A 14511-nucleotide genomic window follows, 5' to 3' on the forward strand; every position below is an offset into this window, starting at 1 on the left:
ACCCGGCACATTGTGCCGGATGCTCCATTATTGTATAAAGTTCCACTTACATATAAACTGCCATCTTCAGCATCCGATGCAGCATTACAGCAGCCTGTCCTCTGGTAGCGTTGCCTTGCGGCTGAAATTGCGTGGTGCTTATCCCCTGGATAATTCCTGCTTTGACCGCTTTGGCTACGAATTCCGTACTCTGGCTTAGAATTTTCGCCCTATCCTTAAACGGACTGAGGGTATCCATAACCGATGCGCTAAGCGTTATAGGCTGTCCTGTATACTCCATTGCCCTCACCATCATAATTGCCATTTGCTCACGGGTGATCTTATCCCCCGCACGGAAGGTCCCGTCTGTGTTCCCCGTTATTATACCGGCCTTCGCTGCTGCACCGATGTAATCGCCGGTTTGACTGGACGACTGCACGTCCGTGAAACGCTGCGCTGTCCCGCTGTCCCCTGGCAGACCTAGTCCTCTGCTCAGCATAACAGCAAATTCACTGCGGGTAATGGCTTGCTCCGGTTTAAACTGGCTTCCATAGCTATTATCGATAATATTCTTGGCTGCCAGTTCCGCTACAGCTGTATTACTCCAGTGTGTACCCATATCTGTAAAAGAGCGCGTAGAGGTGAATGCTCCTACAATCTGATTCCCGCTGGTCAAAGCACGCATGACCGTATAAGTCCCTTTAGTAATACTTGTTGTAGGAAGATAAGCGGCATCGTAATAGGAAAGATCCAATCTGGCTACAGAAGTCTGCTCACTATTATTAGGTGTTGTCGTTCTCACCGAATATTTCCCGGGTAAACTAAGAGCATTCTCGTTGCTATAATTACCCGTCACCGATGCTGCCAAACGAAGATCAGCAAGAGGAGTTATACTTGTAAGCCCCTGAGTTTGCAGTCTTTGGGCAAATGGGGCAAAAGCCTCTGATGGCATTTTCTCTATACGATAGATAAGTGAGATATTACTGCCAGTTGTATTGAGACTGGCCACAATTCCGTTCAAATCTACCTTTCCGAGATCAACACTAAAGATCTGATCCCCGTAGCGTATACCAAATTTCGAAGCCTTGTTGCGATTGAACGCATCCATTAACGGCTGCAGAGGTACCGTAACATAAGCAGCTAATTCTGTCGAAGGCACCTCAAATAGAAGAGCAGCTGTCCCTTGTGTATTTAAAAAAGTATAACTGGCAGCTAATCTCTCCGCATTAAGACTGTATCTTTTGACATTTTGGCTGTAGATGGAATGATCTGCCGCTATCACCGAAGAATCGCTTTTGAGCAGAGGAACCGCTTCTCCAAATTCACTTGCCTCCAGCGTACCCAGATAGGACGGCCGGTTACCGTCCGTTGTTACGGTCGTAACTCCAGTAAGGTTCTTCACCGGCAGCAGCGAGAAGGAAGCCAGTGCATTTCCATTGAGATCTCTAATAAAAGATGTACCTGAGGTATAAGAAAGATCGACCGTCTGTCCGCTCGTCACAGAACCGGAAAGCACCAGCTTGAGCACTGTCCCTGTTAGAGTATAGCTTTGCACTAACATACTTGTTCCATTCACTCGAACTGCAAACTGGGAGGTGCTAAGCACTGAAGAAGTCAGCATGCTTTGGGCAAAAGTTAGTGTAAGCTCATTCCCTGACACCGTTGCACTGCTGATTTCCGATACTACAATATCGCTAAGATCGACTGGTTTAAGATCAACATAGGCTGCACGGTTGCCGTTAAGATCGGTAATGCCTTTAACGCCAGGTACATAGGAGACTGTCACCGTCTGCCCAATAACCATGCTGCTCTGAAGCGTTAATTTCACACTGCTTCCGCTTACTGCCACGTTGGTGACATAGTTAGGAGTACCTCCTACCAGCACTGAGAACTGGCTGTTCATCGGCAGATTGCTCTCTGACAGACCTTCATTATAGTTCAGCACAAGCTTTGTTCCGCTTCCCGTTGCATTCTGAAATACCGGAGCTACGCTGTCATTACTGTTTCGGATATTAAAATCAGAAAAATCGGCAATATTCTGTCCCAGTGAGTTGAGCAGCGGATACGAGCCTGCATAGTAGGATACCCTTACCACCTCTCCATTTCCAGCTTCCGCGCCCGTCGTTATATATACTGTGTTTCCGCTGGATCTAATTGAATCCACTCCAAGCGAATATCCTTCAGATGTTACTATAAACTGTTCCCGGGCATAAGAAGATACTGTTTTGAGCGTATCATTGAAGGTCAGTGTCACCGTTTTGCCTGTAATTCTGCCTTCCTTAGGTGTAGGAAGTGACGATTCTATACTGTTGGTTATTTGCATTGCTGAAAAGGTTACTGCTGCATTGCCGCTGGTATCCTGGATGGTCCGCACTCCGCCAGTATAGCTTATTTTGACATTCTGCCCTACGGCTATCCCTGTACTAAGAGTAAGATAGACACTGTCGCCCTGAACATAAGCGCTATCTACAGTACGATTCTCATCATTCACACTGACCGTAAAACTGGATGCCAGCAAAGCTATCGATGAATTGAGCATCTCATTATATTTCAAGCGGATCGTCCGGTTGTTATCCAGCGTTGCCCCCGTAAGTAGCGGAGCCGTCTTATCCACAGCCACAGTGCGGAAACTCCATGATTTTGTACCGCTCAATCCCTCATATTGTGAGCTGGGATCTCCCGCATCCGTGAATGCCCCCTTAGCGATGTCTATATAATAAATAGTATCTGATTCGAGAGCTACGGTTGGCTTAATAATGAAATCCTTGGCTGTAGCACCTTGCTGGACAGCTGCCGCCACTTTTGTTCCATTGCTTTTGTATAGAACAACTCCATTAGTGACGGCGCTATTATAGACCGCCTCCTTGTTAAAGCTAAGTGTGATCGACTTAGATAATTCTACCGACTCACTCCGGTCTGCTGGCGATATAGCAGTTGCCGACAAACTTGTAAGTGAAGCCGTTGTAAACGTCCATGAATACGAACCCGCAGCCGGAAATATATGCCCATCCTGATCATAAAAAGCCCCTTGCGGAATTGTAACTGTATACAACGTACCATTCAACAGTGGCGAGGTCGCCGAGGCTGGCAGCAGTGTAATCGTCGAACTTCCCCCGCCAGTGACGCTCGTCGAGTTGACATTAATCCATCTCGTTCTGGAGTCATCCTGAGTACCTGGTGAGACAGAAATCGTTCCGGCTGCCGGACTCATCGGACGGTCAAAGTACAGTTTGATTGCCCCGCTTGCCGATGCACCAAATGAAGCATTTGCCGGGGCAGTGGATGCTGAAATTGTACCGCTGCCGGTCGTGGAGAAGCTCCAGCCGTTACCGCTCGATATTCCCGGAAAATTAGTATTATTGGCATCTTTGAACGCGTAAGAATCGATAAGCACATAATAATTTCCGCCTGCTGGAAGCTTATTGGCCAGAGTCAATGTAACAGTAGTGGAAATGGCATCGCTCAACAGCCCTACTTTGGGCTCTCCGTCCCTTATGAGAAATTCCTGTATTACAGAGTTATCCGCAGAAGAGATCAGCCTGACGGAACCACCTCCTCCTGTAAGGACTCCAGCTAAGCGCAGACTCAACTGAGTTAATGCTCCGGATTCCACCCTAGAATTGTTCGCAGGGAACAAACTGCTTGCTACAATAGCCGGATTACTCTCTCCAGCCGTTGTGAAAGTCCAGCTGGTTAGCGCCGATTCATTACCTGAGCTATCTTTGAACAGCCCCTTAGGCACACTCACGCTGTATGTCTTATAAGGCGCAAACTTCAAGCTGGAGCCTAATTTGATTTCGTAATTAGTAGAATTGCCGATCAATCCTGAACTGCCAATAGCAATTTCCGTAAATATTGTTCCGGAGTCCTGCTCTGTAATTGTGATTTTCCCCGTTTGCGGAATAACCTGACGGTCAAATTTAAGTCCCAAAGAAGCCCCTACATTCACAAAAGCAGCACCATTAACTGGAGATGTTGTTATTCCGAACTCCGAAGCGGCATATACCGCAGATGTATGTACACCGATAGCCGGACTGCCCAGACCAAACAGCAGATTGCCTGCAATGATAATAGCCGTCCCTATTGATAATTTCTTGTTCATTCTTAATAAAGCTCCTTTCAGCCACTCGAGCATTTCTTCTATACTGTTATATTTCGGTTAAAGGGCTTCCAAAGTTTAGAAGATAGCCTCAAGCAGCACGGGCATCATCCCCTCGCTTATAAGAAGGCACAAAAAGCCCGTACAGACCTCCTCACTTCAAAGAAGGGGCTTGTACGGGCATAGTTAAATTTATATTTTTAGATCCCTGCCTGGGCTTTCAACATATCTGCTTTGTCTACACGTTCCCAAGGAAGGTCAATATCTGTACGGCCAAAATGTCCATACGCTGCGGTCTGTCTATAAATAGGCTTACGCAAATCCAGCATGGAGATGATGCCTGCCGGACGAAGATCGAAGTTGCTGCTGATAAGATTCGCCAGTTTCTCTTCACTGATCTTGCCTGTTCCGTATGTATCTACATTGATCGAGACAGGATTAGCTACACCAATCGCATAAGCCAGTTGAATTTCACATTTGTCAGCAAGGCCTGCAGCAACCAGATTCTTCGCTACATAACGTGCAGCATAAGCCGCAGAGCGGTCTACTTTGGTTGGATCCTTACCGGAGAATGCACCGCCGCCATGACGCGCATACCCGCCATATGTATCAACGATGATTTTGCGCCCGGTCAGACCGGCGTCACCCTGAGGACCACCAATCACAAAGCGGCCTGTCGGATTAATGAAATATTTAGTAGCTTCATCGAGTAGCTCAGCCGGGACAACAGGTAGAATAACATGTTCTTTAATGTCCCCCTGAATTTGCTCAAGAGAAATTTCTTCCGCATGCTGCGTGGAAACAACGATTGTATCTACACGAACCGGTCTCTCATCCTGATATTCAATTGTTACCTGAGTCTTGCCATCCGGGCGCAGATACTCAAGAGTTCCATTCTTACGAACCTCCGCCAAACGACGGGCAATCCGGTGCGACAAAGCAATCGGAAGCGGCATAAGTTCAGGAGTTTCATTAGTAGCAAAACCAAACATTAACCCTTGGTCACCAGCACCAATGTTAGCCGTTTCTTCAGCTACAAGGTCAGGATCCCGATTCTCCAGAGCTGCATTTACCCCTTGGGCGATGTCAGCAGACTGCTCATTTAATGAACTAAGCACTGCACAAGTGTTAAAATCAAAACCATATTTTGCACGGGTATAGCCGATTTCCTTAATCGTATTACGTACAATTGCCGGGATATCCACATATTCGGACTTGGTGCTGATCTCCCCAATAACAAGCACGAGGCCTGTTGCTACGGCTACCTCGCAGGCTACCCGGGCATTGGGATCGTTAGCAAGAAATGCATCGAGTACCGCATCGGATATCTGGTCACAGATTTTATCCGGATGTCCCTCTGTTACAGACTCAGAAGTAAACAAATGACGCCCTTTAATAGACATGTACAACTACCTCCCATATTGTTAGTCTGACACTGTATAAGGGGGCACCTTAGTAATTAACAGGCCAAATATATTAAGTAGAATAATAAAGACTGATAAGCCGGTTTATTCAAAAAATGAACCTTTTCCGCATGGAAAAGGTCTAAGGCTTTCCTCAAAAGTCATATTATCTTATTTACCGGTTGCTGTCAATTGAAGGCAGCTTATGCGAAAAGAGACTGCTCCGCCTGTTTGATCAACCTCTTTGTAATTTCCCCGCCTACAGATCCATTATCTCTGGAAGTAAGGTGTCCCAGATACGGAGTACCACCGGTTGCACCGGCCCCGCCCGTCATTCCCAACTCAGAAGCAAATTCCGTATCCATGCCACCGCCATATGATGCTCCATATAATCCAAATTCAGAAGCGATCTCATATTGCATTTGTTTCAGCATTGCCCGGCTCTCTGGTACAACTGTACGATTAGTGCGTGCCATGTTACAGCACCTCCTGTGAATTTTTTAAGATTACAGGTAGTATTGTGTGCGAATTCCAGAGGCCTCAGTCCGATCAATGTTTGTCAGCTGTGGGAATGAGTTCCGGGTGTATGTTCATGCATATTATAGGGCATTCTTAATATAAGAAGGAAACATTCATTTACTGCTTACCAATGCGATGTGCAAATGCTTATTTCAAAGTGTATGAACCGCGGACCATAACAACAAGACCTAATGTCTGACCGTTCTGGACCGTGATTCCACGTCCATCCCTTGGGAAAGATAACAGGTGATTCGTTGGAGCAGCCGCGCCGTTTGCCAGATCTACACCATCTGTCAGATCAGCGACACCGTTAGCATCCTGGGAATAAATAATCGCCTTACCTGCGCGGACAATAAATTCTGCACCTGCACCGGCAATTAGAGTCTGTCCGGGTTTTACATCAACGATTTCGCTGGCATTCCCAGCAGTTCCGGTATTTCCGGTACTTTTAGTTGGTGCAGGTGTCGGAGCTGTAGTTGCGGCAGGCTCATTAGTTGCAGTTGCACTTGGAGCTTGCGTTGGTGTAGTAATGGTCCCACCTTGCAAAGCTTTTTGAATCTGTTGATCTACATAACTCTTGGTGACAACAGGATCATCTGCTGTACCTGGCTGTGAACCTACACCGGCACCTTCAGCTGTAATATTAAGCATCGAACCTGCCCATAGGCCACCAGCTAACAGTACCGCAGACATCGAGACTTTCCAAACCGTTTTCAACTAAATTCCTCCTCCACTCGGGATAAATGGCTATAAAAAAAGAATAGCCTCCGAAGAGGCTATTCTTTGCTTCAGTAATCGGAGATTACTTAGCGGAAATTTCAGTACCATCAGTGAGGACGTTACCGTCCGCATCATGTGCAGTTACAGTTGTTGGTCCAGCAATCTTAACGATGATTCTGTTAACGTTATTGGAGTTCAGATCCAAAGTATCAGCAAGCGCTGCGCTAGAATCGATAGCTTTCTTGGAGAAAGTAACCGACCATTTGCCTTTATCCGATCCGTTAACAATCTTAGTGATTGTGTAGTAATCCGGATTGATAATGTTGGAAGTAATAGCATCATTGTTGATAAAGAATTGCAGATCCGACTCAGGCAGCACTGTTACTTCTTTAGAGAATCCAAGGATCAGCTCATAAGAGTTGCCACTGGATACTACTGCCGAATTGAAGACTGGGCTAGTTCTGCTAGTCAATTTACCTGTTTTGCTAACTGCTTCGATAGGGTTACCAGATGTATCAGTAACACCATTAACTACGAACTTGTAATCAGCCTTAGTTTCAGTGACAGAAGAGCTAGGGATATGAATTGTTGCACGAGCAAACTTCGGACTGGATGAATAAGTTGTTACAACACCAGCATCTGTAAGAGTCTGAATTGTTACATAAGAACCAGCAGGCAATGCCTTGTCATCCAAAGTATAGCTGTTAATTTCCAATACAGATGCAGTGTTCAGACCGCTTGCATCTTTAAGGTCAACAGTAACAGTAGCATCACCGTAAACTGCATCAGTTACAGCAGCTTTTGCACTGTCATTGATTACAATGCCATTGTTAAACAACACTGGAGCATCGCCATCAGTAGTTGCCGATCCAATAGTCACTGTCAATACAGTTGCAGCAAGTTTGTTAGCAGAGAAGGATTTATCTTTGAAGAGTCCTTCTGGCAGACGCACAGTGTATTCACCAGCTTCTACATTAACAGCAGTCAAGATGAACGATTTGCCGCTACCGCTTGTAGTGTTAGCAATCGAAGTAGATTGACCAGTTTTGTTGTTGATCAGAACTACAGAACCAACTCCACTATTTACAACATCTTCGGAGAATGTCAATTTAATACCTTTAACAGAACCGGAAGTTGTGTAAGTAACACCAGTAACTGTAGGAGCTACAGTATCCTTAGTGAAAGTGATCGCTTGACTCGACGCAGTTCCCAGTGTGTTACCGAGTGTATCCTTAACAGTTGCTCCGAATACAACGGATCCAGTGAAAGTACCAGTGGATGGGAAGCTAGACAAAGGACTCTGCAGAGTGAACTTTTTGCCGTTAGCAGTAGTAATCACGCTGAATGTACCTTGGCTTTCACCAACAGCATTCAGGAGACGAACATTACCCACCAAAGATGCGCGGTCAACATTCTTGTCAAACTCAACTTCAATGAACTTGTCGCTCACAGCTGTTACGCTCTTGATTACAGGAGCAGCAACATCAGATACAACAGTTACAGTTGTTTTGATTGGGTTTGGTGTAGCTACGTTACCTGCAAAGTCAGTTACATTAAGCAGGGATACGTCATAAGTTTTTCCGCTATCCAATGTTACTCCACTCAATTTGAATTCCGTGTAAGTATCATTCTGGACAGTTGTGGAAGCAGCAGAACCATTTACGTAAGCCACGATACCAGTAGTTTTAACTGGTTCGCTGAAAGTTACATAAACATCTTTAGTAGTTGCTTTAGCAGAAGAAGTAACAGAAGCAACAGTTGGGGCAACAGTATCAGCCACAGTCAGCAAAGTGGTGAATGCTGGGATAGCTTCGCCAGCTGTAGTTTTAACAGCATCGCTTACTACAACTGTGTAGTTGCCTTTAAGCGCCTTAACACCTGGAAGAGTAATAGTAGCTTCTGTATTATCAGCACTGAAAGTTACATAAGCGTTGGAAACTTCATCATCCTTGCTTCCTACCTTAGTTACTTTCACAACGCCGTCGATAACTTTGCTGGATTCAGCCAGTGTATCAACATCAATAGCGCGGTTGAATTTAACTACCACTTGCTTAGCGTTTGGAGCTGTTGCAGAAACAACCTTAGGCGCTTGCAGTGTTACTTTTGCAGTGTAGTCTTTTTCAAGATGCTTGAAGTTAATTGTAGTTTCAACGCCTGCTACCAGAGCAGTTGTCAATTCAACGTCTGCAGTTGTTTTGTCAGAGAAAGTTACAACTACTTTGGTTGGGCTTACTGCTTCAGCAGAAGCTACAGTCAATGTAGGTTTTACGGACATTTGATCAACTGCATAAGCTGTTTCTACTACCAAAGAGCGAGTAGCGTTAGCTTTGAAGTTAGTTGTTTGAGCAACCAGACCAGCGTTGATAACTGCTTGAGCATAGCCCTTAGCCCATACAGAAGCGGAGTTATCAGTTGTTGTAGGTTGTTCCAGTTTCAAAGCGCGGAACAATACAGCCGCTACTTCTTCAACTGTTACTTTACCGTTGTAGTCGAAAAGACCTTTAACAGTATCTTTACCTTGCATCAAGTTAGCTGCAGTAACAGCTTCGATGTAAGGAACAGCCCAGTTAGTAGCTGTGTAACCTTTATCTTTGTAAGACAACTTGCCAGTTACTTCAGTAAGACCGAACAATTTAGTAACGATCTTAGCGAATTCTGCGCGAGTCAAGTCTTTTTCAAGATGAGCTTGACCGTCTGGGTACCCATTGAGAATACCTTTAGCTGCCAAAGCATCAAATGCCTGTTGTGGAGTTGCTTTTGCTGTTTCACCAAATGCTACAGAGGCAAACATCGAGAATGCCATTGCTGTAGATAATGCTACGGATAAAATTTTCTTCATAACCTTTTTTTCTCCTCCTTGGACGTTCATGAACTGAGATTTTTCTTTAGTTGGGTAGCTCATGTCACTCATTAGCCGATGCACCCCCTTTCCCGAGTTGAGCATATTAAGTATAAATAATGTCTGTGACGGGTATCACAGAAACTTGTAAACAGCTTCAAGGCATAGTAATACTAGATTCCTAATTCTACCTAAGTATTATACAATGTGCCTCTAGTCACGTAAAGCTAATTTTTCCATTCGGCAATACGTTGTACCTCTAAGGGTCAATCCGCATTTGCCTTGTGCAAGTGACTCTACACCTTAAACGCAATAGTTTCGAGAAAGTTGCGCTTTGTTCAAAAAAAACTTTTTTTCTTTTGTATCCCGGCCCCGTTCCGATAGAAGATACAATATGTATGTTCTACTAACTATTGTTAATGTTGGGTGGCTACGGGAATCAGTATAGCATAGACACTTTCCAAACGTCATTAAGCAATATTTGTTAAGATAATAAACAAACATTTCCTTATACAGAAGCTCAATGAGTTAATAATAGTTACCCATATTTATATAGTACAAACGCATTTATCTAATGCATTTATCTAATAATGAACATAAAAACAGGCTACCGAGCTTATGCCGGCAGCCTGTTACACTGTTTCTATACAAAGGGTCTATCGGATCTTCATGGAAAGCTGTATCAATTCCTGACGCTTCTCAGGACTAGCGTTCACATTCTCATACATAGCATCGATCGCTGCGCGGTTCTCGCGGTAGCTCTTCTCATGTTTGATTGTGGTATGGGACCATTCAATCAAGGCATTCTCGGAAATGACCAGCTCATTATAGGCGTCATGGAATCCTGTAGATTGAACAAGTTCTTCCATTACTTCCTGAGTGATTTCCTGCAGCGCCCGTTTAGCTGCAATTTCCTTTTCCATAACCTTAGCTCTATTCTCAAACATATTCTTTGCTTTCATGTAATCCAATTGTGCTTTTGATAAAATCGGTTTCATCGATGGCTTTCTCCTTCTTGCTTTAAATGTTGTACTTACAGCTTCTTAGGCCATTGTAACGCAAAGTAACCCACAATTCAAAGATTTGTATATGGAAAATGCAAAAGAGAAGCCTCTTTCCCGCAAACAGGGAGTCAGAGGCTTTCTTCGCTTCATATATAGAGGTGTTATACTACAATCTCTTCATTTTAGCCATGATGCGTTGTGCCATGACAGCCGCATCCGCTCTTGTAAAGTTAGCCTGAGGATCAAACCGGTAAGTCGCCTTCTTTTGTCCCGCTACCAGCTTATTCTCAATTCCTGATATCACACCAGCCTTGTAGGCCGCAAGGATGGAAGGTGCAGAGTAAACTGATCCAATTGAACCCGTGTCTGTAAAGAGCTTCTGTAGGGCTGCCAGGTCAGTAGCATTGCTGCCCAGCTTAAGGCTCATCGCTCTGGCGATCATCACCGCTGCATCCTCTCTGGACAACGTACGGTTAGGCGAGAAGATTCTCGGTGCTGTCCCACGTATAATCCCTTTGCGTACGGCTGTCTCGATATACCGGTAATCCCAGTGATAGTCACTATACTTAACTACATCCGAGAAGGTTAGATTGTTTGGCTCGTAATCAAGCTGTATACCCATTATTTTGACAAGCATGGTAGCAAACTCACCACGGGTAACATTCTCATACACACCAAACTCATTGGCATCCTTTGCGTTCATAATCCCTCTGGAGAGAATAGTCTCCAATTCGCTGCGTGCATACGTATGAGATACGATGTCATCGTAGCTGTAGCGCAGACTCATTACGGTGTAATACCCGAAACCGTCAAAAGTAGCAGTGATCGTCTTGCTGCCTGTATTAACTACCCCGCCCATGTTGTACCACGTGCCGTCAACATTCTTCCATACAGAGATATTAGACGTTGCAGCATTAACAATGCTCGAGTCGTATTTCAGTGTGATCTTCCCTTGCTGGGTAGGCTCCATCCATCTGCCCATATGCCCGAGGAAAGATTCATTACCTTTCTTATATGGATGAGAGGCAACTACAGTTGAGTAATCATTAATCGAAGTTGCTGAAACAAAGTATCCCGGGTCGATCCAATACAGATTTGAAGCATACCCATAATGAAGCTTTGGTGTCATATACGCAGCAGCCAAGCTACTTGCGGGAACTTCAACCAGCTTGCCGTCCTGGTATCCCGTTCCATCAAATTCACCAACCGGATTGTATTGTTTCACAGTACGTCCGTCCTGCTTATCAGCAATACCTACCAGGATGTATTGATCGTTGAACAGATTGATTTGCCGTGTATTAGTTGTCCCTGGGGTTGGTGTAGAATCCCGCAGCATCGTTCCTTTTGGGAAAACAAGGCTAACCGCATTCTGGAATGCTGTGAGCTTACCTGAAGAGTTAAGGGTTGTTTTCAACTGCGCCCCTTGCAGCACTTCATCTGAGTAAGTTACATCAAAAGTTCCGTTCGTTTTGGTCGTGCCTGTTGTGACTGTAAATTTGATTGTGTTTTTCCCTTTTTTCAGACCCTTCAGCTCCAGGCGGAAGATATCTTTAGCCCCTTTGATCATTGCTTCCTTACCAATAACAATGCTCGTAGCTCCTTCTGCCTGAATACTTACATCAACGAAATTTTGCTTAATGATGCTTTCATTAGGAAGCTTAGGCGAAAGAATGCTGTAAGGAGGAACCTCACGGGTAATCAGCAGTGTCTGTGTAACACCGACTGTACCCAGTCTCGCCGAAATCACAAAGGTCTGCAGGCCTGTTGTGGGCAGTTCCTGGTTTTTAATGATGAATTCCCCATCTTTATTAGTAGGCACAGTTAGATAAGCGGACTCTGTAGTCCAGAATCCATTATTATTAGTATCCGTCTTATAGTCAGCCACAGCATACTGTTTACCATCCTTCATAACGACAACCTGGGTAGCGTTGCTTGCGACAAAACGGATGTCCGCAGTAGATTGGTTAGTTGTATAATTAAGATTTGAATTTTTAATGAATAACTTGTCTGGGTCTGTAGTTTGCCCTACCGGGTATGGGGCAACTCCATCGATATTAGGAGCATTATCCGGGAACAAATATACAGTAAGATTCGTGGAAACAGGAACGCCATTTGCTACACCCGTTATGGCAATTTTGTTCGGGCCAGAAACCAGCGGAATACCGGTAGGAACTGTATAACTAAATTCATCATTCACAATCGTCGGGACAACCGCCGTTCCGTTAATGGTGATTTTGATGGATGATTTATCACCGGCGGGGAAGTTTACCAACCGTCCTTGAATAGAAGTGAATTCTCCAGTGTATTTGAACACCTGGTTATTATAAATATTAGTCACATCGATAAATGGGGCCGAAACATAATTGACGGAGAGTACCTTGGTATCAATAACTGCCCCATTCTTCTTCAAGTCAATCTGCAGGGTCTGTTCGCCTGAAGGCATACCTGTAATCTTAAATACTTTATACCCATCTGAAGTCTTCTTCGTAGAATCCACAACAAAACGGTCAGCAGAGACCTTTGTTCCATTCTGGTAAGTGCTGATCTCCAGGTTATCCGGAGCAGTTGCGGTCTCGCTGGTCTTGACCATCAGCCACAGGGGAAGCTCAAACAGGTTGGAATTACCGGTGAACACACCGGATGAAGAATACGTAACCGGGTTGCCCGCCGATGGACTGTAAAGCTGTTCCACACCTGTAATGGAAGGGTCATTCGCATTCCGGTAGGTGAAATCAAGCGGATTGATGCTCTTGCCGTCATAGGTTCCATTGTTAGTATTGAAAGTAATGATGTATTTGCCATTGGCCGAAATAGTAACATCCTGAGTACTGGTATATTTAAAGGTGATAAACTCTCCCGACTTAACTCCATTACTGTCAACCGTAGTTTCACCATTCGTAGGTACACTGTTGCCAGTAGTGGCATTCTTTATGCTAAAAGTTAAATTTGAAAGAGGCGGCTTGGAAGTATCCTCAGCCACTCTGAAGGTAATGGAGCCGGAAAGTCTGCCGCTAACCGTGGTATCTGAGCCTGTCGGAGAGACCAGATTCCCGTTGTCCAAAGCGTAAGCACCGATTTTGGTTTTATTCGGAGTTCCCTTATCAATAGGTGAATACACCACTTCACGTGTTACCGCATAAGTACGTGTGCCTGAATCTGTAGTCGCAACAAACGTGAGCTTGTTAAGCCCCGCTGTCAGCGGAATATCAGCAATAACGAAGGTACTGCTGCCGCCGTTAAACATCTTGGTGTTATTGACCATAACCTCAGTTGCATTTGGTGCTTCCAGTGTTAAGGTCAGCCCGGCGGTATTCACCATTGCAGGTGTATCAGCACTCAACAACGTACCATCCGGCAAAGCTATATTATAAATGGCAGGTACGTTTGAAAAGTTAACATAGGCTTCACCGCTGGCCAAGCTTCCCGTAGCCGTTGTACCGTAAACTGTAATCCGGTTAAGGCCCTGGCTTAGCTTAACGCCTGGAAAACGGAAGTTTTTCTCGTTCTCAATGATCGGCTTAACGTCGGCACCGCTCGCTCCCGGAACTACGTTACCATTGACAATCCCATCCACCTGATAGTAGATGCTGTCTGCAGAAACTCCATTGAACGTGCCTTCTACGTCGACAGTGTTAGTATTCACTGAGGTTGGAGCGGACTTATCTGTACTGAATTTGGTGAACTGAAAATATTGGCCCGTTGCGGCATCCGCTGCGTAAACAGCACCTGCTGATGAAAGAGTGGATAGCAGGATCACCATCGATAAAAACATGCCGCCTATCGTCTTTAATCTTTTTTTCACGTAAGAAACCTCCTACTGCTTTTTGGTTTATTGTCGGCCTGTGCAGCATTCCGCGTCTTAACCAACTCTATAATTTTTATCGGACAGCAATTGACTAATAATTAGCAAAAAAATAAAAAACCTTACTCCAGAGGAATAAGGTTCGA

7 protein-coding genes are annotated in these 14511 nt (G+C 44.9%); all 7 read right to left on the reverse strand.

Annotated features, from left to right (window positions below):
- Nucleotides 1-46: 46 nt before the first annotated feature.
- Entirely contained in the window at nt 47-4081 is a 4035-nt protein-coding gene (locus P40081_RS33550) for an Ig-like domain-containing protein (protein WP_042140231.1), read from the reverse strand.
- A 197-nt stretch (nt 4082-4278) separates the two neighbouring features.
- Entirely contained in the window at nt 4279-5481 is a 1203-nt protein-coding gene (gene metK / locus P40081_RS33555) for a methionine adenosyltransferase (protein WP_042140232.1), read from the reverse strand.
- Between the two features lie 203 nt (nt 5482-5684).
- Nucleotides 5685-5957, reverse strand: coding sequence for an alpha/beta-type small acid-soluble spore protein (locus P40081_RS33560; protein WP_039303766.1), 273 nt, complete (start codon nt 5955-5957; stop codon nt 5685-5687).
- A 190-nt stretch (nt 5958-6147) separates the two neighbouring features.
- Nucleotides 6148-6717: a hypothetical protein gene (locus tag P40081_RS33565; protein ID WP_042140233.1), complete on the reverse strand. Its 570-nt coding sequence runs from the start codon at nt 6715-6717 to the stop codon at nt 6148-6150.
- Between the two features lie 85 nt (nt 6718-6802).
- Nucleotides 6803-9631, reverse strand: a complete 2829-nt coding sequence (locus P40081_RS36880; RefSeq protein ID WP_052422138.1) for an S-layer homology domain-containing protein — start codon at nt 9629-9631, stop codon at nt 6803-6805.
- Between the two features lie 584 nt (nt 9632-10215).
- Nucleotides 10216-10557 (reverse strand): hypothetical protein, encoded by a 342-nt coding sequence (locus tag P40081_RS33575; protein WP_042140234.1) that lies wholly within the window; start codon nt 10555-10557, stop codon nt 10216-10218.
- A 172-nt stretch (nt 10558-10729) separates the two neighbouring features.
- Nucleotides 10730-14365, reverse strand: a complete 3636-nt coding sequence (locus tag P40081_RS33580) for an S-layer homology domain-containing protein (protein WP_042140235.1) — start codon at nt 14363-14365, stop codon at nt 10730-10732.
- Nucleotides 14366-14511: the final 146 nt, after the last annotated feature.

It is taken from the genome of Paenibacillus sp. FSL P4-0081 (assembly GCF_000758565.1).
Classification (GTDB): Bacteria; Bacillota; Bacilli; order Paenibacillales; family Paenibacillaceae; genus Paenibacillus_AQ; species Paenibacillus_AQ phytohabitans.